General features: G+C 70.8%; 18 protein-coding genes. 16 read left to right on the top strand and 2 right to left on the bottom strand.

From position 1 onward, the window contains the following. Positions 1-14: 14 nt before the first annotated feature. From GXY85_11130 to GXY85_11205, 16 genes are all read left to right on the top strand, one after another. Positions 15-1,094, top strand: a complete 1,080-nt coding sequence (locus tag GXY85_11130) for a ribose-phosphate pyrophosphokinase (GenBank protein NLW51373.1) — start codon at positions 15-17, stop codon at positions 1,092-1,094. A gap of 5 nt (positions 1,095-1,099) precedes the next feature. Next, positions 1,100-2,848 (top strand): arginine--tRNA ligase, encoded by a 1,749-nt coding sequence (argS, locus tag GXY85_11135; protein ID NLW51374.1) that lies wholly within the window; start codon positions 1,100-1,102, stop codon positions 2,846-2,848. Positions 2,849-2,868: 20 nt separating this feature from the next. Further along, on the top strand, positions 2,869-3,579 hold the full coding sequence (locus GXY85_11140; protein ID NLW51375.1) for an HAD family hydrolase: 711 nt from the start codon (positions 2,869-2,871) through the stop codon (positions 3,577-3,579). A 134-nt stretch (positions 3,580-3,713) separates the two neighbouring features. Continuing rightward, positions 3,714-5,009 carry a glycosyltransferase gene (locus GXY85_11145; protein ID NLW51376.1) on the top strand — a complete coding sequence of 432 codons (1,296 nt, stop codon included), beginning with the start codon at positions 3,714-3,716 and terminating at the stop codon, positions 5,007-5,009. Between the two features lie 73 nt (positions 5,010-5,082). Further along, positions 5,083-6,303 (top strand): type IV pilus twitching motility protein PilT, encoded by a 1,221-nt coding sequence (locus tag GXY85_11150; protein NLW51377.1) that lies wholly within the window; start codon positions 5,083-5,085, stop codon positions 6,301-6,303. 45 nt (positions 6,304-6,348) lie between these two features. Next, positions 6,349-6,942, top strand: a complete 594-nt coding sequence (locus GXY85_11155) for a hypothetical protein (GenBank protein ID NLW51378.1) — start codon at positions 6,349-6,351, stop codon at positions 6,940-6,942. Next, positions 6,939-7,634, top strand: a complete 696-nt coding sequence (locus GXY85_11160; GenBank protein ID NLW51379.1) for an NAD(P)H-hydrate epimerase — start codon at positions 6,939-6,941, stop codon at positions 7,632-7,634. The genes GXY85_11155 and GXY85_11160 overlap by 4 nt, the downstream gene beginning before the upstream one ends. A gap of 19 nt (positions 7,635-7,653) precedes the next feature. Next, on the top strand, positions 7,654-8,136 hold the full coding sequence (locus GXY85_11165; protein ID NLW51380.1) for a nucleoside 2-deoxyribosyltransferase: 483 nt from the start codon (positions 7,654-7,656) through the stop codon (positions 8,134-8,136). Beyond that, on the top strand, positions 8,133-8,420 hold the full coding sequence (locus tag GXY85_11170; GenBank protein NLW51381.1) for a hypothetical protein: 288 nt from the start codon (positions 8,133-8,135) through the stop codon (positions 8,418-8,420). Before GXY85_11165 ends, GXY85_11170 begins: the two co-directional genes overlap by 4 nt. Before the next feature lie 116 nt (positions 8,421-8,536). Continuing rightward, complete coding sequence (locus tag GXY85_11175; protein ID NLW51382.1) at positions 8,537-9,334, top strand: 3-ketoacyl-ACP reductase; 798 nt, start codon at positions 8,537-8,539, stop codon at positions 9,332-9,334. 4 nt (positions 9,335-9,338) lie between these two features. Next, complete coding sequence (locus GXY85_11180) at positions 9,339-11,396, top strand: FAD-binding protein (protein NLW51383.1); 2,058 nt, start codon at positions 9,339-9,341, stop codon at positions 11,394-11,396. 8 nt (positions 11,397-11,404) lie between these two features. Beyond that, positions 11,405-12,850 carry an NADH:flavin oxidoreductase gene (locus tag GXY85_11185; GenBank protein NLW51384.1) on the top strand — a complete coding sequence of 482 codons (1,446 nt, stop codon included), beginning with the start codon at positions 11,405-11,407 and terminating at the stop codon, positions 12,848-12,850. Positions 12,851-12,971: 121 nt separating this feature from the next. Continuing rightward, positions 12,972-14,321, top strand: a complete 1,350-nt coding sequence (locus tag GXY85_11190; GenBank protein NLW51385.1) for a M48 family metalloprotease — start codon at positions 12,972-12,974, stop codon at positions 14,319-14,321. Between the two features lie 46 nt (positions 14,322-14,367). After that, the gene (gene amrS, locus GXY85_11195) at positions 14,368-15,468 is read left to right on the top strand and encodes an AmmeMemoRadiSam system radical SAM enzyme (GenBank protein ID NLW51386.1); all 1,101 of its coding nucleotides are present in this window, start codon (positions 14,368-14,370) and stop codon (positions 15,466-15,468) included. 267 nt (positions 15,469-15,735) lie between these two features. After that, positions 15,736-16,260, top strand: coding sequence for an elongation factor P (gene efp / locus GXY85_11200; GenBank protein NLW51387.1), 525 nt, complete (start codon positions 15,736-15,738; stop codon positions 16,258-16,260). A gap of 48 nt (positions 16,261-16,308) precedes the next feature. After that, complete coding sequence (locus tag GXY85_11205; GenBank protein NLW51388.1) at positions 16,309-17,883, top strand: DUF2851 family protein; 1,575 nt, start codon at positions 16,309-16,311, stop codon at positions 17,881-17,883. A 9-nt stretch (positions 17,884-17,892) separates the two neighbouring features. On the opposite strand, the gene GXY85_11210 is transcribed toward GXY85_11205, so the two are convergent. Together GXY85_11210 and purH are read right to left on the bottom strand one after the other, a co-directional pair. Beyond that, complete coding sequence (locus GXY85_11210; GenBank protein ID NLW51389.1) at positions 17,893-19,053, bottom strand: glycosyltransferase; 1,161 nt, start codon at positions 19,051-19,053, stop codon at positions 17,893-17,895. Between the two features lie 22 nt (positions 19,054-19,075). Further along, the gene (gene purH / locus GXY85_11215) at positions 19,076-20,677 is read right to left on the bottom strand and encodes a bifunctional phosphoribosylaminoimidazolecarboxamide formyltransferase/IMP cyclohydrolase (GenBank protein NLW51390.1); all 1,602 of its coding nucleotides are present in this window, start codon (positions 20,675-20,677) and stop codon (positions 19,076-19,078) included. Positions 20,678-20,705 lie beyond the last annotated feature (28 nt).

Below are 20,705 nucleotides of genomic sequence, written 5' to 3' on the forward strand. Positions count from 1 at the left end.
ACTGCGAGGATCCCATGAGAGACTGTCAACAACCCCTGATGCTGTTCACCGGCCGGGCAACCTACTACCTGGCCCGCCGCATCGGCGAGAGCCTGAGGACCTTTCCCGGTCTGGCCGACGTGCGGCTGTGCGAGCCGCGGGTGACGCGATTCAGCAACGAGAACCTGAAGGTCAAGATCAACGAGAGCGTGCGCGGCGCGGACGTATTCCTGGTTCAGACCGCCGCCAACGCCGGCCACTGCAGCAGGGGCGTCAACCCCGAACGGGTCAGCGCCGAGGAGGCCGCCGAGCTGTGCCTCTCCGAGAACCTGATGGAGCTGTTCATCACCATCGACGCGCTGCGGGGCGCCTCGGCCGGCCGCATCACCGTGGTGGCGCCGTACTTCCCGTACGTGCGCAGCGACAAGAAGGACGAGCCGCGCATCAGCATCTCCGCCCGCCTGATGGGCCAGCTCATGCACCAGGCGGGCGCCGACCGCGTCCTGACCGTCAACCTGCACAACCTGCAGATCATGGGCTTCATGCCCATGGCCTGCGACCAGCTCGACGCCAACCCGCTGATCGCGGAGTACTTCCGCTGCCACATGGACACCGAACGGCTGGGCGTGCTGACCACCGACGCCGGCGGCGTGCGCATCGGCACCGTCTACGCCGAGCGGCTGAACCTGCCGCTGGCCGTCTGCGACAAGCGGCGATGGGCCGACAACGAGGACCCGGAGATCCGCGCCGTCATCGGCATCGAGGGGCTGCAAGGGCGCGAAGTGGCGATCTTCGACGACGAGATCCTGACGGGCGGCACGATGTGCCGGGCCATCTCGGCGCTGAAGGACAAGTTCGGGCTGCCCGTGTCGTATATCTCCTGCGTGCACCCCGTCTTCGGCAACGGAGCGGCCGAGCGGCTCCTGTCCACGGGCGTCAAGCGCATCGTGTGCACGGACACCCTGCCGCCGCCGGAAGCGAACGACCGCGTCCGAGTCGTCAGCGTGGCGCCGCTGCTGGCGGCCGCCATCAACAACATCCACACGAACCGGTCCGTCACGAGCATCTTCCGCGAACAGGACTCCCTGTTCGGCGCCCAGAGCGAACCGTCGTGACCGCCATGGCCGAACGACCCGCCATCGAAGACCTGCTGGCCGCCGCCGTGGCCGAGCACGTGCCGATGTCGGTGGACGAGGTGCGCGCGCTGATCTCGGTGCCGCCGGCGGCGGACATGGGCGACTACGCGCTGCCGTGCTTCCCGCTGGCCAGGGCACTGCGCAAGGCGCCGAACGCCATCGCGGCCGAGCTTCAGACCCTCGTGCGCCTGCCGGACGGCATTGTGGCGTCGCGCGCCGTCGGGCCGTACCTGAACTTCTCCGCCGACCGCGCCGGGCAGACCGCATGCATCCTGGCGGCCATCTGCCGCGCCGGCCGCCTCTACGGCGCCGCCGAGGTCGGTGCGGGCCGCACCGTCGTGTTCGAATACAGCAGCCCGAACATCGCCAAGCACCTGGGCGTCCATCACCTCCCGGGCACCATCATCGGCCGCACGCTCTGCCGGATCTTCGAGCGGCTGGGCTACACGGTGGTGGCCGTCAACTTCCTGGGCGACTGGGGCACGGGGTTCGGCAAGCTGATCGCCGCCGTCGAGCGCTACGGCGTCGACGACGTCGCCTCGCTGACGGTGGACGACCTGCAGGGGCTCTACGTGCGTTACAGCCGGGAGGCGGAGGAGGACCCCGCGCTGACGGAGGCGGCGCGCGCAGCCGCGCTGCGCCTGGAGCGGGGGGAGAAACGCGCGGTCCACTGCTGGGAGACCTTCCGGGCGGTGAGCCTGGCCGAGTTCGAGCACGCCTACGAACGCCTGGGCGTCGCCTTCGACCGCTACACGCCGGAGAGCGAGTACCGCGGCCGCATGGCCGAGACGCTGCGCAGCATGCAGGAGGCCGGCGTCGCCGTCGAGAGCGAAGGCGCCCTGATCGTGCGATTCGACGCGGAGGAGATGCCGCCGCTGCTGGTGCGCACCGGGGACGGCCGGAGCCTGTACGCCACGCGGGACATCCCGGCCGCCATCGACCGCTGGGAAACCTACCGGTTCGACCGCTCCGTCTACGTGGTGGGCAACGAGCAGTCGCTCTACCTGAACCAGGTTCGCGCCGCGCTCCGGCGGATGGGGCACGAGTGGGCGGACCGGGTCGTGCACGTCAACTTCGGCCTGATCAAGTTCCTCGACGCCGAGACGGGCCAGGCCCGCAAGGGCAGCACGCGGCGCGGTGAGCTTCTGCTGCTGGAGGAGGTGCTGGACGAGGCCGTTGCGCGGGCCCGGGTGAAGATCGCCCAGAACGCCGATCGCTTCGAGGAGGGCGCCGACCTGGACGCCCTGGCCGAGCAGGTGGGCATCGGCGCCGTACTCTTCCGGCAGATGTCCGTGCGGCGCACGCGCGACGTGGTCTTCGACTGGGATCGGATGCTCGACTTCGAAGGCGACACGGGCCCGTACGTGCAGTACGCGCACGCCCGCCTGTGCAGCATCCTGCGCAAGGCCGGGGGCGAGGTGCCCGAACAGGTCGATTTCGGCCTGCTGTGCATGCCGGAGGAGTGGACGCTCGTGCGGCACCTGGAACGCTTCCCGCGGACGATCCTCCGGGCCGCGCGGGAGTACGAGCCGTCGGTGATCGCCACGCACCTGCTCGAGCTGTGCGCCGACTTCAGCTCCTACTACAGCGCCGGCATGAAGGAACCCGATCGCCGCGTTCTGTGCGAGGACGAGCGGGTGCGGGCCGCCCGTCTGAAGCTGGTGGACGCCGTCCGCCACGTGATCCGCTCCGGACTGGAGCTGCTCGGCATCGCTGTGCCCGAACGGATGTGACAGGAGGGCGCGCCGGGACGATGGCTGACCTGAAGGCAGTCTTCTTCGATGTGAGCGGCACGCTCTGGGACGCCAACGCCTGCGCCCTGCACCTGTTGGAGATCGTCGTCTCGAAGTTCAGCCCGCCTCTGCCCCGGGAAGACCCGGCGCACGTCATCCGCCGGTTCAACGCCGCCTTCCTGAACCAGCCCACCCGCCGCCACGTCCGCGAAAGCCGGCCGTTCTCCCGCCTGAAACGCTTCGAGGGACTGCTGGAGGGCTACGGACTGACGCGCCACGGCCTGGCGCAGGACATGAGCCGCACCTACGACTCCGCCCGACGCCTCTGCATGCGCCGGTTCCTGCGGCCCGACGCGCACCCGGTCCTGGGGGAACTCCGGCGCAACGGCCTGCAGTGCGGCGTCATCCTGAACGGTTCCCCGGCCGTGCAGCGTCACATGCTCGAGTGCCTCGGGCTCGAGACGCGCCTCGACCATGTCGTGCTGGGCCAGGTGGAGGGCTACGCCAAGCCCGACGTGCGGCTGTTCCGGCGCGCCCTGGATGCCGCCGGGACCGCCCCGGACCAGATGCTCTACGTCGGCGACAGCCCGCTGACCGACGTGTTCGGGGCGGTCCGCGCGGGCATCCGCACCGCCTGGTACCAGACCGGCCTGCGCCGGCTGCCGCAGGGGTTCCCCCCGCCCGACTTCACCATCCGCAGTCTCTCCGAAGTGCTCGACATCGTCGCGTAGGCCGGCGGCGCCCGGTCGCGTTCCGCCGCCGGTCGGGGCGGCGCGGTCTCCGGCCATGCCAACCGGTTGCGCGGCGGCTGCCCGGGGCGGTATGCTGAGCGAAACGGGGATCTTCGCAGAGGGACGGCGCCCGCATGATCTGGCTGATGGACTGCGTGTACCTGGCCGTGGGCGCGTTCCTGCTGCCGTTCTGGCTGTTGAAGATCCCCACCGCGCCCAGGTACCGGGCGGGAATCCTGCAACGGCTGGGGCTGAGCCCCCGGCTGGACCCGGGCCGCAGACGCCTCTGGATCCACTGCGCGAGCGTGGGCGAGGCCGCCATCCCCACCATGCTGGTGGCCGACTTCCGGCGGCGCTTTCCCGACTGGCAGATCGTCTTCTCAACCAACACGGACACCGGCGCCGCGCGTCTGCGCGAACTCCATCCGGGCGCCACGGTCTTCTACCTCCCGCTGGACCTGTCGCCCTGTGTGGCGCTGGCCCTGCGCCGGATCGCCCCGACCGTGCTGCTGCTGGTGGAACTGGAGTTCTGGCCGAACCTGACGGGCGCCTGCGCCGAGCGGGGCGTGCCGATCGGCATCATCAACGGCCGCATTACGGGCGGCTCGCAGAGGATGCTCAAGGCCATGTCGCGCCTGTGGCCGCGGCTGTGGCGGGGCGTGAGCGTCTGTTGCGCCCGGGGGCCGGACGACGCGGAGGGGTTCATCCGGGCCGGGCTCGCGCGCGAGCGCGTCTTCGACTGCGGGATGCTCAAGTGCGACCAGCCGCCCGCCGAGCCGCTGCCGGAGGAGCTGGCGCGGCTGCAGTCGATGTTTCAAATCGCGGCGGGCGCGCCGGTTCTGGTGGCCGGCAGCACGCGGGTAGGGGAGGAGTCGATCCTCGCGGCGGCGTATCGAGACCTGATCAGCAAATACAGGCGCCTGCGCATGATCGTGGTGCCGCGGCACGTTGAGCGAGCCCGGGAGGCCGTGGCGGCCGTGCGCGGCCGCGGCCTGCCGGCCGTGACCAAGACCGACCTGGACCTGGGCCGCGCGACCGCCGACGGAACCGAGGTGATCGTCGTGGACACGATCGGGGAGCTGTCGGCGTGCTACGCGCTCGCCACGGTGACCTTCGTGGGCGGAAGCCTGCTGCCGCCCGGCGGAGGGCAGAACGTCATGGAGGCGGCCGCACTGGGCAAGCCGGTCCTGACGGGGCCCTACACGACGAACTTCCGCACCGAGGTCGAACTGCTGCGCGCGGCCGGCACGGCGGTGCTCGTGCGCACGGCGGCGGATCTGGTCGATGAGGTGGATCGGCTCCTGCTGGACCCCGTCCGCGCACGGGGGATAGGCGCGGCCGGCCGACGGACCGTGGAACGCAACCGCGGGGCCTCCGAGCGGACGTTCCGGCACGTGGAGAAGCTGGCGACCGGCGGGCTTACGACTTGACGCATGGGGGGGCGGCTGCTAACATACGGCTTCCATAACGCGGCACCTCGGGAACCCAACGGAGGTAGACGCCATGGCTCAGGTGGACAAGTTTCTGAGCTTTCTTGTCAAGAATAGCGGTTCTGATCTGCATCTGGTCACCGGGTCCCCGCCGATCGTCCGCATCGACGGCAAGCTTCAGAAGATGAAACTCCCGCCGCTCACCGGCGAACAGGTGAAGTCGCTGATCTACGAGATCATACCCGAGCGGAACCGGAAGGAATACGAGGCGATCAACGACACGGACTTCGCCTACGAGATTGCCGGTGTCGCCCGATTCCGCACAAACGTCTACATGGACCTGAACGGGCCGTCGATGGCCCAGCGTCTGATCCCGTTCGACATCATGACGGTCGACGACCTCGGCATCTCCCCGGAGATCCGGGACCTCATGATGCTCCCGAAGGGCATCGTGCTCTGCACCGGGCCGACCGGCTGCGGCAAGAGCACCACGCTGGCCGCGCTGCTGCACTATGCCAACGAACGCCGGCACGACCACGTGATCACCATCGAAGACCCCGTGGAGTTCGTCCACAGCAACGTCAACTGCATCTTCAGCCATCGGCAGGTCGGCCTGCACACCGAGAGCTTCAAGCGGGCACTGCGCGCGGCCTTCCGCGAGGACCCCGACATCATCCTCGTCGGCGAGATGCGCGACCTGGAAACGACGGCCCTGGCCATCACGGCCGCCGAGACGGGCCACCTCGTCCTGGCCACCGTCCACACGACCACGGCGTCGAGCACGGTCGACCGCGTCATCGACCAGTTCCCCCCGGACCGCCAGGCGCAGATCCGCGTCATGCTGTCCAGCACGCTCAAGGCCGTCATCACGCAGGCCCTCTGCCGGCGCAAGGTCAAGGGGCGGATCGCCGCGTTCGAGATCCTCGTCGTCCACAGCGCCGTGCAGAACCTGATCCGTGAGAAGAAGACGTACCAGCTTCCCTCGACGATCCAGACGGGCCGCAAGTACGGCATGTGCACCATGAACGAGTCGCTCATGCAACTGGTCGAGGACGGCTTCATCGATCTGGAAGAGTCCTTCAGCAAGTCCGTCGACAAGCAGGACATGAACGACCGCGTGAACAACTACCTGCTCGCCCTCGTGCAGCAGGGGCAGATCGCGCCCGTCGAGGCCGTCAAGCAGTCCTACTTCCGCCCCAACATGATCGAACTGCTCCGGGCCCACGGACACGGGAAGAGCCTGCGAGACGTCGATCTGGCCCACCTGGACCTGGCGGACGAGCAGATCATCTGACGGGACGGGGCCGGACCGTTGGACCCCGAGGGGAGGTGACGGCCCGTGCGCTTCTCGGTGGCCCTTCTGGCGGCGTTCGCGGGGCTGGCGCTGGCCGGTTGCCATCGCGGCCAGATTCGCCTGCCGACAGCGGCCGGGGCCGAAGGCCACACCTGGCGCAATCCGGTGGACCTGGAGATCTACCGCGCCCCCGCCCGTGCGCTCCTATACACCGTCGAGCCCCCCGTCGGCTACGCCGAAGCCCGTCACCGGCCGGGCCGTAGCCTTGCGATCGCCCTGCGCCTGAACTGGAACGCCGCCGTTCGCCCGCTGTCCGATGCCTTCGAGCGCCTGGCCATGGAGCACAACGCCGCCGAAATCGCTCTGAGCGACTTCACCGACCGGGAGAGGAACCTGGGCTTCGTCCTGGACGCCCTGAGGCCCCTCAGGGCACGGTTCGACGGGCTGCTGGCCGAGTACGACGACCTCATGTCCGCCACCGAGCCCGACTCCCCCGATCAATACTCGGCTACGAACGCGATTCGAGCCCGGGCACGGCAGATCAACCTGGAGGCTGCCGAGTGCGTCGCGGCCGTCTGCTGCCCCGAATCGCCTCAACACGACCCCGACGCGGTTCACCCTCAGCCGGTGCGGCCATGATCGAGCGCCCCCGCATGACCCGCGAACAGGTGCGGGCGGTCGACCGGATCGCCATGGAACGCTACGCGATGCCGGGCGTCATCCTGATGGAGAACGCCGGGCGCGCCTGCGTCTTGGCCGCTGTCCGGCTGATGGGCGGCGAGGCCGCCGGACGCCGCGTGGGCATCCTCTGCGGACGCGGGAACAACGGAGGCGACGGACTGGTCGTGGCCCGCCACCTGAGCAACGCCGGAGCGCGGGCCGACGTCGTGCTGCTCACAACGGTCGATGAGGCCCTCGAAGCCGGAGGCGATGCCGCCGTGAACCTCCGGATCGTGCGTCATATGGCCCTGCCGCTCCGACAGGCTCCGACCGCTGCAGAGGCGGCCGAGGCCGTCGGCGGCCTGCTGGACGCCGACCTGATCGTGGACGCCATGCTGGGCACGGGAGCCCGCGGCGAGGTGCGCGAACCGGTGCGTTCGGCGATCGAAGCCCTCCAGGGATATGAGGGCCCCGTCCTGGCGGTCGACGTGCCGTCGGGGCTCGACTGCGACACGGGCCGCCCGATGGGCGCCTGCGTGCGTGCCCGGTGCACCGTCACGTTCGTCGCCCGCAAGGTCGGTTTCGACGAACCCGGGGCCGGGGCCTGGACGGGCGCCGTCGAGGTGGCCGACATCGGCGTCCCGCGCGCCGTCCTGGACGAAGTGGCGTAACGCTGGAGAGAGGGGGACGATGGAGATCTACCTGAGCGCGCCCCTGTTCACGCAGGAACAGAGGCGCTGGAATCGCCTGGTCGCGCGGGGGCTGGAGAAGCGCATCGCCGGCGCCCGCGTGGTGCTGCCCCAGGACTACCGCGTCCATTCGTCGTTCAACAAGCGCACCGACTTCCCGCACCTGTTCAGGTCCTGCGTCGAGGGCGCGCGCGAGGCCGACCTGATGGTGGCCGTTCTGGACGGCCCGGACGTGGACAGCGGGACCGCCTTCGAAATGGGCATCGCCTACGAGCGCGACATCCCCATCGTCGGCATCCGCACGGACTACCGCGAGAGCCAGCAGAAGGGCGTGAACCTGATGATCTCCGGCGCCTGCACCGTGCTGCTGCGCGAGATGGCGTTCGGCGAAGACGTCGAACAGCTCCTCAAGGACCTTGCCGACAAGGTCGTGCACGCCCTGAAGCGCACGGGCCGCCGTGCGCCTCCCGGGGAAGAGACATGACGGTGCGGCCGACCGCCGGCAAGCTCATCGCCCTGGGCGTCGCGGCGGTCCACCTCGTGCTTCTCGTCAGCGGAGGGGCTGTCCGGTGGTCGCAGCTTCTCCAGTACCTCGTCTTCCTGCTGCTGGCGCTGGTGCTCGTCTGGTTCCCCGGGCAGATCGGGGAATTCACCGGCTACGTCGGGCGCGGGGGCGGCATCGACGTAGAGACCCCTGCCATCTTGGTGTCGCTCGCCGGCTGGTTCTTCCTCGTGGGTCTTCCCGCCGTGCTGTGGCTGCTGAGCTGAGCGCGCACGAGCGCGCTTCGGCCGGCGTTGACGGTCGGGGAGGGCAGGGTTAGAATGCGCCGGTGCCGCCCTGCGTCGGGCGAGCTTGTCTTGTCCCTCCGTTCCGGAGTGTTCCCATGGCAGCATCCGACCTCCCCGTGGCGCTCGTCACCGGCGCAGGCCAGGGCATCGGCCGGGGCATCGCCCTCCGACTGGCCGCCGACGGGTTTTGTGTCGTCGTGAACGACGTGGTGGCCGACCCCTCGAAGACCGATGCCGGCGCCTACGAGGTCAAGGCGAAGATCGAGGCCGCCGGCGGCCGGGCGGAGGTCTGCCGGGCGGATATCGCGTCCGCCTCCGACCGCCGCACCATGCTCGACTTCCTCGCCGACCGTTTCGGGCGGCTGGACGTGCTCGTCAACAACGCCGGCGTGGCGCCCCGGCAGCGCATGGACATCCTGGAAGCGACCGAAGAGAGCTACGACCGCGTGATGGCCATCAACCTGAAGGGCCCGCACTTCCTCACGCAGGCCGTCGCGCGACGCATGGTCGAATGGAAGAACGCCGGCGTCGTCGAGCAGCCGCGGATCGCCTTCATCACGTCCGTCAGCGCCTACGCGTCCTCGCCCAACCGCGCCGAGTACTGCGTGAGCAAGGCCGGCCTGAGCATGGTCGCCAAGCTCTACGCCGACCGGCTGGCCGAGTTCGGCATCCCGGTCATCGAGATCCGCCCGGGCATCATCGAGACGCCGATGACGTCCGTCGTGAAGGAGAGGTACGACGCCATGATCGCCGGCGGGCTCCTGCCGACGGCCCGCTGGGGGCGTCCCGACGACGTGGCGCGCGTTGTGGGCGCCTTCGCGCGCGGCGACCTGGACTACTCCACCGGCCAGGTCATCGAGGTGGGCGGCGGCTTCGGTCTCCGGAGGCTGTAGCCACATGATCCGACAGGAGACCATCGACTTCGACGGCCTGAGCGTGCCCGTCCGTTCCCTGAACACCGCCGTCATCGGCAGCGGCGCGGCGGGGCTGGCGTGCGCGGCGCGGCTGTTCCGCCTGATGGAGGAGACGGGTGTGCACCGCCCGCAGGACCAGGTGGCGGTGGTCACGCACGGCATGGGAACGGGCACCTCGCACAACGCCGGGTCCGACAAGCAGACCTACTACAAGCTCGGCACGGACGCCGCATCCCCGGACACGCCGGCCGAGTTCGCCGCCACGCTGACGGCGGGGGGCTGCGCCCATGCCGATCTGGCGCTCGTGGAGGGCCTCAACGCGTTGCGCGCCTTCCATCACCTGGTGGACGCGGGCGTGCCGTTCCCGCACAACGCGCGCGGCGGCTTCGTCGGCTACAAGACGGACCACGACCCCAGCCAGCGCGCCACGTCGGCCGGGCCGTGGACATCGCGGTTCATGGTGCGGAAGCTCGCCGCCGAACTGAAACGCTACGGCGTGCCCGTCCTCGAAGGGCTGCACGTGCTGGCCGTCCTGACCGAGGAGTGCGGCGGCCGCCGCGCGGCTTGCGGCCTGCTCTGCATCGACCTGACGGCGCAGGACGGGGCCGGCACCGGCCTGACGCTCTTCCGCTGCCGCAACGTCGTCGCCGCCGGCGGAGGGCCGGGGGAACTCTACGCCATCTCCGTCTACCCCAGGGGCCAGATGGGGCCCTACGCGGCCCTGTTCGAGGCCGGGGCCGCCGCCGAGAACCTCACGGAGTCGCAGTTCGGCCTGGCCTCGCTGGATCCCCGCTGGAACCTGTCGGGCACCTACCAGCAGGTCATCCCCCGCTACTACAGCACCGACGCCGACGGCGGGAACGTCCGGGAGTTCCTGAACCCCTGGTTCGACTCGATGGCGCAACTGGCGACCGCCGTCTTTCTGAAGGGCTACCAGTGGCCGTTCGACCCGGACAAGATCGCCGGGCACGGCTCCTCGCTCATCGACGTGCTCGTGCAGCACGAGACGGTGAACCGCGGGCGGCGGGTGTTCATGGACTTCCGCAGCAATCCGGCGGCCACCGACGGGCTGGAGGCGTTCGACCTGGGCCGCCTGGCGCCTGAGGCGCGGACGTATCTGGAGAGGTCCGGCGCCCTCCAGGCCACGCCCATCGAGCGGCTCGCCCACATGAACCAGCCCAGCATCGACCTGTATGCCGAGATGGGCGTCGATCTGCGGCGGGAGCCGCTCGAGGTGGGCGTCTGCCACCAGCACTGCAACGGCGGCTTTGCGGTGGACACGTGGTGGGAGTCCGGCGTGCCGCACCTGTTCGTCGTCGGCGAACTGGCCGGAACGCACGGCGTCAAGCGACCGGGCGGATCGGCGCTCAACGCCGGGCAGGTGGGCGCGCTGCGCGCCGCGCAGAGGATCGCGCACGTGTACCACGACGCGGCGCCGGACGCCGACGCCTTCCGCAAGGCGGCCGGGAAGGCCGTGCGACGCTTCGCCGAGGAGATCGCCCGGACCCGCGCCGGCGGCGGCCTCGACTGCGCGGAGGTGAAGCGCCAGGTGCAGCGCCGCATGACGGAGCACGCCGGCATGGTGCGCTCGCTGCGCGGCGTGCGCCACGCCCTGGCCGAGGCGCAGGCCCGGTGGCGGGCGATCCGCCGGGAGGGACTCCGCAGCGCCGGGGGCGGCCCGGTCGAGGCCCTGCAGGTGCGCGAACTGGCCCTGGCGCAGATCGGCTTCCTGGCGGCCGTCGAGGGCCTGCTGGCGCGCGGCGGCGGCTCGCGCGGTTCGCACCTGGTCGCCGATCCGGCCGGCCGGCAGCCGCATCCGAAGCTGGGCGATGAGTGGCGGTTCGTGCCGGAGAATCCGTCCCTCCGCAGCGAGGCGCTCGAAGTGGCGTATGATGCCGAGAGCGACGAGTTCCGCACGCGGGCGGTTTCGCTCCGGGAGGCGCCGGCCGAGGAGTTCTGGTTCGAGAACACGTGGGCGGAGTTCCGTCGCGGCGACGTCTTCGCGCGGGACGAAGGCGACCGCCCCCGCCCCTACCGGTGAGCGCAGCCATGGCCGACGGGCGCGAGGCCCCCAAGATCCGACGCGTGGCGTCCCTGACGACGCCGGACGAGTTCCGCCGGCACGTGGCGGGCCTGGGCATCGAACTCCCCCTGGACGACGCGGCGGAGTCCGGCGACGGCGCCCCGCTGGCACAGCCCTGGCGCCTGCCGAACGGACGCATCATCGGCAACCGCTGGTGCATCCACCCGATGGAGGGGTGGGACTGCGCGGCCGACGGCCGTCCGACGGAACTCGTGCACCGTCGCTGGCGGCACTTCGGCCGCAGCGGCGCCAAGCTTATCTGGGGCGGCGAGGCGGCGGCCGTGCGCCATGACGGCCGGGCGAATCCCCGCCAGCTTGTGATCAACGACGACACGGTCGGCGACGTCGCCGCGCTGCGCACGGCCCTCGTGGACGAACACCGCGCGGCGTACGGCCGCACCGACGACCTGCTGGTCGGCCTGCAGTTGACGCACTCGGGCCGCTTCTGCAAGCCCAACGCCGACGACCGTCCCGAGCCGCGCATCGCCTGCCATCACCCCGTTCTGGACCGCCGGCTGGGCATCCCGCCCGATGCGCCGGTCCTCTCGGATACCGAGATCGAGGACATCGCTGCGTGCATGGTGCATGCGGCGGGGCTGGCCCACAGGGCCGGCTTCGACTTCGTGGACGTCAAGCACTGCCACGGCTACCTGGGCCACGAACTGCTGAGCGCCCGCACCCGGCCCGGCCCCTTCGGCGGCAGCTTCGAGAACCGCACGCGCTTCCTGCGCCTGGTCGTCGAGGGCATCCGGCGCTCCGTGCCCGACCTGCTGATCGGCGTTCGGTTCAGCGCCTTCGACACCGTGCCTTTCCACGCCGGCCCGGACGGCACCGGCGTGCCCGATGAGCACCCCCTGCCGTACCCGCATGCGTTCGGCGCCCGCCCCGAGGATCCCCTGCAGCTCCAGCTCGACGACGCCCGGCAGCTCCTGGGCCTGCTTCGGGACCTGGGCATCCACCTCGTAAACATCACGGCGGGAAGCCCTTACTACAACCCCCACGTGCAGCGCCCCGCACTCTTTCCCCCGAGCGACGGCTACAGGCCGCCGGAGGACCCGCTCGTGGGCGTCGCGCGTCAGGTCCAGGCCACCGCCCGCCTGAAGGCCGACTTCGCCGACCTGCTCATGGTCGGTTCGGCCTACACCTACCTGCAGGAGTGGCTGCCGCACGTCGCCCAGCACGTCGTGCGCACGGGCGGGGTGGACTTCGTCGGCATCGGGCGGATGGTGCTGTCCTACCCCGAACTGCCGGCCGACGTGCTGGCCGGGCGGCCGCTGGACCGCCGCCGCATCTGCCGCACGTTCAGCGCCTGCACGACCGGTCCCCGCATGGGCATAGTCAGCGGATGCTACCCCCTGGACCCGTTCTACGGCCGCCGGCCCGAGGCGGAGGCGCTCAAGCGCCGCCGGTAGGCGCGCCTGCGAGGCGCGCCTCGCAGGCGTTGCAGTGCCGACGGGCCGGCCATAGAATGGACGGAAGAGACACCGAGCGGCGCGGGAGGGTCGTCGCAGCGCCGGACAGCGGAAACCGTCGATGCTGCTGCCATTCGTAATGTGCGTTCTCATACTGTACGTGCCCCTGCCGGCCGCGCATACCCCGGCTCCGTGGCCGCTGATGCTGGCCGGAGTGGCCGTGCTGGCCGTGCTGAATGCCGCCGCCGGCTGGCTCGGCAGTGGGCTGGCCCTCCGGCTGGGCAGTGTGCGCACCACGCAGGCCGCAATCGAGGCCGACCGCATATTCGCCCTGCTCAAGGGCGGCGTCGTGGGCTTCGTGCTGGCCGACGTCTTCCTGTTCCGCTGGCCGGTCGTTGTGGAGCGGCTCGTCGGCGTCGGCCCCTGGGCGGCCCTGGCCTACGACCTGGTGCTGGTGGCGCCCGCGCTGGTCATGATCCTCACAGCCATGGCCTGGCAGCACCGCTACGAGCACCGCCAGGGGCGCGTCACGCTGCCGCTTGGCCGCTACGTCTGGCTGCGCGCCCGGGTGGAACTGGGCATCCTGCTGGCGCCGTGGCTGATCCTGGTGCTGGCCGGCGGCGTCGCGATGGTCCTGTTCGGCAACCGCCCCTGGGCGGACCTTGCCAACGGCCTGACGACGGGGGCGGTCCTGGTGCTGCTGGTCGTCCTGAGCCCGCTTCTTCTGCAGGCGATCTGGGACACGTCGTCCCTTCCCGCCGGCCCCCTGCGCGAGCGTCTGGAGGCCTTCTGCCGCGCGCAGCGGTTCCGTTGCCGCGACATCCTGGTCTGGCACACGCACCGCCACATGGCCAACGCCGGCGTCGTCGGCCCCACGCCCCTGATCCGTTACGTGATGCTGACCGACGCGCTGCTGCATCACAGTCCGGATGCGGAGGTGGAGGCCGTCTTCGCCCACGAGGTCGCGCACGTGCGCTGCCGCCACCTGCCCTTCTACGTCGCGTTCGGCCTGGCCTTCATCGTCTTTCTGGCCAACCTGCTGGACGCACTGGCCGCGCTGGGGTGGGTCGCCCCGATCGAGGGATCGCTGGGGGCGGTTATGGCGACCGAACACGGGGTGGCCATGCTGGCCTTCGGCGCGTTCTACTGGGTCGTCGTGTTCGGGTATGTCTCGCGGCGGATGGAGCTGCAGGCGGACGTCTACGCCGTCTCCGCCGTCGAAGCGCCCTCCGCGTTCCTGAGTGCGCTGGCGCGGCTGCGCGCGCTGAGTCGTTCGCCCGGGGGGACTTCGCTCTGGCGCCATTTCAGCCTGGACCAGCGGATCGCCCTGCTGGAGCGGCTGCGGGACGATCCGGCCGCGACGGCGGCCTTTCAGCGGTCCGTGGCCCGGCTCAAGCGCGTGTTTCTGCTGCTGGCCGCCGCCGCCACGCTGCGGCTTCTGGTATTCCGGCCCGAGTTGATCGGACTCTGACCGAAGGGGCGAGACGATGGCACAGAGCATGAGCCGCAGGGAATGGATGCGCTGGGCGGCTCTCGGGGCGGGCGCCTGCCTTCTGCCGGGCGGGTGCAGTGACCGCACGGCGGACGGGGCCACCGGGCCGCCGGCTGGCGGGCGAGACGCGCTGGCCTGGGAGCCGATGGACGGGGGACGGGTGCGGTGCACGCTCTGCCCCCGGGCCTGCGTGGTGGCCGACGGCGGGCGCGGCTACTGCGGAGTGCGCGAGAACCGCGGCGGCACCTACCGGACGCTCGTCTACGGCCGCGTCTGCTCGGCCCACGTCGACCCGATCGAGAAGAAGCCCCTGTTCCACTTCCTGCCCGGCTCGCGCGCCTTCTCGATCGCCACCGCCGGCTGCAACGTGGAATGCCTGTTCTGCCAGAACTGGGAGATCAGCCAGGCCCGCCCCGAGGACGTCCACTCGCAGGACATGCCGCCGAAGGCCGTCGTCGAAGCGGCACAACGCGCCCGATGTCCTTCCATTGCATTCACTTACAACGAACCGACCGTGTTCTACGAGTTCGCGCTCGACACCGCCGCGGCGGCCCGGGCGGCCGGCGTCCATGCCGTGACGGTTTCCAACGGCTACATCAGCGCCGACCCGATGAAGCGGCTCTGCGAGGAACTCTCCGCCGTCAAGATCGACCTGAAGGCGTTCACGGAGGACTTCTATCGCACCTACGTGCGGGGAGAGTTGCGGCCGGTGCTCGACACGATCACGCGCGTGCACGCGCTGGGCCGGCACCTGGAGCTGGTCACGCTGCTGATCCCGGGCCTGAACGATGGCGAGACGGAGATCCGCGACCTCTGCCGCTGGGCGGTCGACAACGTCGGCCCGGACGTCCCGGTGCACTTCTCGCGCTTCCACCCGGCCTACAAGATGACGAACCTCCCGGCGACGTCCGTGCGCACCGTGCAGCGGGCCTGCGAGATCGCCTCCGAGGCGGGCGTGCGTTACGCGTATGCGGGCAATGCCCCCGGCACCGGCCATGAGAACACCCGCTGCCACGCCTGCGGACGGACGCTCATCGAACGCTACGCCCACATGGTGACCGGCCTGCACATCCGCGACGGCCGCTGCCCGGACTGCGACGCCCCGATCCCGGGCGTCTGGCGATAGCGGTTCTCCGGCACGACGCGCTTCCTCTGGGGCGGCCAGTCAGTCCGGCAATGCTTCGAGGAACGCAATGGCACGGGCGACACCGAGCCGGCGCGTGCACGTGCGCCCCGCCGTCGCCGGAGCGCGTCGGGTTGCTTTCGCGGGGGGATTGCCCTATGATCTGGGCACCGTCGGGGCGGTGTGGGAGGCCCCGGCGGGGTCCGGGTGCCGCGTCAAGACAGAGGGACACCGACCGTGCCGAAGGCCGCACAGACCAAGAGAGGCCACGTGATCCGTTGGAAAGACGGGCTCTGGAAGGTGAACGAGGTCCAGCAGACGTTCACCGGGAAGCATGGCGCCTATTACCAGATGAAGCTCCAGAACCTGGCGGACGGCCACGTGGAGGTCCAGCGCTTCAGCTCGAACGACAACCTGGACAAGGCCTACCTGGAAGCGTGCACGATGCAGTATCTCTACCAGGACGGCGGCGGTTACGTCTTCATGGATCCGGCCTCGGGCGAGCAGGTCCACGTGGGGGGGGACGTGCTGGAGGATGTGCTGCCCTACCTGGCCTACAACGCCGAACTGGACCTGCAGCTCTACGAAGGGCGGGCGGTCAGCGTGTCGATGCCGTCCAGCGTTGTGCTGGAGGTGGTCAAGACGGACCCGGCCGTGCGGGGCGACACGGCCACGGGCGTGAGCAAGCCGGCGGAGGTCGAGACGGGCCTGGTCGTCAAGGTGCCGGGCCACGTCAAGCAGGGCGACAGGATCCAGGTGGACACCCGTACCGGGGAGTTCCTGGGCCGCGCCTGAGCGCCCGGCCTCGCCGAGCGGCGCGCAACTCGTGAGGGCGATCAAGCCATGCGGGCCGACGAAGCCAGCGAGAAGGCGCCCATTGTTGACCTCTACGGGCGGCTTCTGGAGGAGTTCTCCGCGCAGATCGGCGAGTCGCGCGCCGTCTACGGCCAGGCCGCCCGCAGCGTGCGTGAGGAGATCGTCCGCTGTGTGTGGTTCGGCGGCCACTACAGCCGGCAGGACCTGCGCACCGAAGACGGCCGGCGGCTGGAAGTCGTCTCGCCCGGCTGGTGGAACGTGGAGGCCGGCCCCGACTTCATCCGCGCGGAGATGCTCCTGGAGGGCGTCGGCCGGCTGACCGGGGACGTGGAGGTCCACACCCTGTCCGGCGGGTGGTATGCCCACGGGCATCACAGGCAGCCGGAGTACAACGACGTCATCCTGCACGTGGTCATGTGGAACGATCGCCAGGAACCGACCGTCGAGGCCGCCTCGGGCGCGGCGATCCCCCAGCTGGCCCTCTCGGGCGCCGTCGGGGGCGACATGGAGGAGCTGGTCGAGCTGATCGACCCGGAGGCGGGGCCGGCCGATCAGCCGGCCCTGCAGGCGGTTGAGGGTAAGTATTGCGGCACCGCCTACCGCAACGGCGAGATCGAGGCGGAATGGCTGGGGCGGCTGCTGGACGCGGCGGGGGACCATCGCCTGCTGCGGCGGGTCGCCGAGCTGGCGGAGCTGTTCCGCACGCATTCGCGCGAGCAGATCCTCTACGAACGGATCGCCGAGGCGCTCGGCTACCGGGGCAACCGCATGCCGTTCCTGCAACTGGCGGGCCTGCTGCCTCTGGCCGAGCTGCGCCGCGCCGTCCCCGCGCAGGACGCCGCCGCCCGGTCGCTGACGCTGGAGGCGGCCTACTTCACGACGGCGGGCCTGCTGGCCGGGCCGCCTGCGGGCGACGAGGACCCGGAGTCGGCCGCCTACCGCGAGGCGCTGTCCTGCGCCTGGGAGCGGTTCGAGCCGAAGCCCCCGACGCGGCTTTCGGCCGAGCACTGGAAGCTGGCGGGCGTCCGGCCGGTCAACTACCCCCCGCGGCGGATCGCGGCCCTGGCCCGGCTCTGCGGCGCCCAGTTGCACACGGGGCTGTTCAACCACTTCCTGCGCGCCGTGCACTCGGCCCGGGCGGCGGGGCGCGGGCGCGACGACGTGGCCGTGAGACACGCCCTGCTGAACGCCTTCCTGCAGTTGGAGCACCCCTACTGGTCGTTCCGCTACACGCTCGGGGGCCGACGGCTGACGCGCGCGCGCGCGCTCGTGGGCGACGAGCGCGCCATGAGCATCCTGATCGACGTCCTGCTGCCGCTGCTGATGGCCCACGCGCACGGCGAAGGGGACGAGGACCTGCCCCGGCGCCTGGCCGAACTGTGGCGGAACCTCCCGCGCCAGGGCGACAACTCCATCACCCGGCGCATGGAGCAGACGCTGTTTGCCGGCAGCCGCGACGCGCAGCGGGTCGTCGGCTCCACACGCCGGCAGCAGGGCCTGCACCAGCTCTACAGGGACTGCTGCCAGGGCTCGGCGGGCTGCGAGCGTTGCGTGCTGTACCTGGCCCGCCAGGCCGGCAAGAGGCTGGACGCCGTCCGCTGAGCGGCCGGCTCAGTCGGCCAGGTAGCCCGCCGGATGCCGGGGGCCGACGCGCCCGCGCAGGACGCGGTCGTAGACGGCCAGCGTCCGGTCGGTCAGCCGTTCGATGGTGAAGTCCCGCAGGACCCTCCGGCGGCCCCGTTCGGCCAGTTCGCGCGCGATGTCCGGGTGGTTGGCCAGCTTCAGGATGCCCTGCGCCAGCCGGCGCGGGCTGCGAATGGGCACGATCAGGCCGGTTACGTCGGGGAGCACGGCTTCGCGCACGCCGCCGGCGTCCGCGGCGACGATGGGCAGGCCGCAGGCGGCGACCTCCAGGAGCGTGCTGCACATGCCCTCCTCGGAGCTGCTGAGGGCGAACACGTCGAAGGTGCGGATGAGCTGGGGGATGTCCTGTCGGAAGCCCGTCAGCACCAGGCGGTCGGCCATGTGCAGGGAGCGGGCCTTGGACTCGATGGCCGCCCGCAGCGGGCCGTCGCCGACGATGACGACCCACGTGTCGGGCCGTTCGTCGCGCACCGTGCGGCAGGCTTCCAGGAGTGTGCGGTGGTCCTTGTGGTCGACCAGGGCGCCGATGTTGCCCACGACCAGGGCGTCGCCGGGGATGCCCAGGCGGGCGCGCAGTTGCGGATCCTGAGCGGCGTGGACGAACTGGCCGGGGTCGGTCACGCTGCGCACGACGAACACCCGCCATTCGGGCACGCCGGCCTCGATGAGCGTCTCCTTGACGCGGTTGCTGATCGCGATGAAGGCGTCGACGCCCAGCACGTACTTCAGGCGTGCCAGCCCGAGCGCCGCCCGCCCGACGGGGAATTCGATGCGGCGATGGGCGATCACCCGCGCGCCGCACTGGAACATGCGCGCGGCCGTCAGGGCCAGCATGTGGGCGTGGGACGTGTGGGCATGGAGGATGTTGAAGCGCTCCCTGCGTGCGATGCGGGCGATCCTCAGCGCGGCGGCCAGGTCCGCCTCGCCCCGCATGGCCAGTTCGTGGACGCGCACGTCCGCGCGCCGGGCGGCGGCCCCAGCGGTGCTGCCCGGCTGCACGGCGACGGCCGTGTCGATGCCGGCCTGATGGAGGCCGCGGGCCAGGTAGAGCATCTGGTGCTCGCCGCCCCTCCATCCGAGCTGTTCGTTCAGATGGAGGACGCGCGGCCGGTAGGCTGAAGCCTTCATGAGCGTGCCCTGCGCGAGCGGCTCAATGGCGGAAGTGCCGCGTGCCGGTGAACACCATGGCCAGCCCCAGGCGGTCGGCGGCGGCGATGATGTCGGCATCGTTCTGCGCGCCGCCGGGCTGGATGATGGTGGTGACGCCGGCCTGGGCGGCCTCCTCCACGCACTCCGCCAGGTGGATGAACCCGTCGCTGGCCATGACGGCGCCGCGCGCCCGATCGCCGGCCTTGCGCAGGGCCAGCCGGGCGGCGTCGAGGCGGTTCATCTGGCCGGCGCCGACCCCCACGACCGCCTCGCGGCGGGCCAGCACGATGGCGTTGGAGCGTGTGTGCTTGCAGGAGAGCCAGGCGACCTTCAGGTCGTCCGTCTTGCCGGGGTCGGGTGCGGCCTTGGTGACGACCTCGAGCGCCGCCGGGAGGAACCCCAGCAGGTCCCTGTCCTGCACCAGCAGCCCGCCGGGGACACGCCGGAAGTCCCGGGCGCGTTCATCCACGGAGCACCGCGTGAGGGGGCCGGTCCGGAGCAGGCGCATCCGGCGGGCCCAGGGCGTGCGCTCGTGCAGAAGCGCCAGCGCCTCGTCGGAGAAGTCCGGGGCTGTCAGGCAGTCCACCGAGTAGGCGAACGTCTTGCCCTCCAGTTCCGCATGGCTCTCGGCCATGGCCTCCGCCGTGGGCACGTCCAGGGGCCGGTTGAGCGCCACGACGCAGACGGATGCGCTGAGCGGGTCGCCCAGGTAGGCCTTCTCGTAGGCCACGTGGAGGGATTCGGCGCAGGCGACGCCGCATGGGTTGCTGTGCTTGACGATGACGACGGTCGGCTGTTCGAACTCGCGGACCAGTTCGATGGCGGCAGCCGCATCGCGGATGTTGTTGAAGGACAGCGCCGGCCCGCCTGCCTGCCTGGCCGTGCTGACGGAGGGTTCCACCACGCCGTCCTCCACGTAGAAGGCGGCCGTCTGGTGGGGGTTCTCGCCGTAGAGCAGGTCCTGCCGCTTCACGAACTCCAGCCGCAGCCGCTGCGGGAGGGCCACCGGCTCGCCGTCGATGCGGGCCAGGTGCTCGGCGATGGCCTCGTCGTAGCGGGCGCAGTGGCGGAACGCCTGGACGGCCAGGGCGTGATGGGTGGCTTCCGAGAGGGTCCCGTCGTTCCGCTCCAGTTCGGCGGCCAGGGCGTCGTAGGTGGCCGGGTTGGTGACGACGGCGACGTGGGTGTAGTTCTTGGCGGCGGCGCGCACCATGGCGGGCCCACCGATGTCGATGTCCTCAAGGGCCTGGAGGTAACCGCCGCCGGCCAGGATCCGGTCGATGAACGGGTACAGGTTCACCACCACCATGTCGATCGGGCGGATGCCGTGCTCGGCGAGCTGGCGCAACTGCTCGGCATCCCCGCGCCGGGCCAGCAGGCCGCCCAGCACCTTGGGGTGCAGCGTGCGCACCAGGCCGCCCAGGATGCTGGGGAAGCCGGTGTACTCGGAGACGTCCGTCACCTGAAGGCCATGCTCCCGGAGCAGTTGCCCCGTCCCGGCGGTCGAAATCAATTCCACGCCCAGCGCGGTGACCCGGCGGGCGAATTCGGCCACCCCGCTCTTGTCGGCCACGCTGATGAGTGCCGTCTGGATCTTGGCCACTGACGGTTCCTTTCTCGGCTGTGCCCGC

Source organism: Candidatus Brocadiaceae bacterium (assembly GCA_012728835.1).
Lineage (GTDB): Bacteria > Planctomycetota > Brocadiia > SM23-32 > SM23-32 > JAAYEJ01.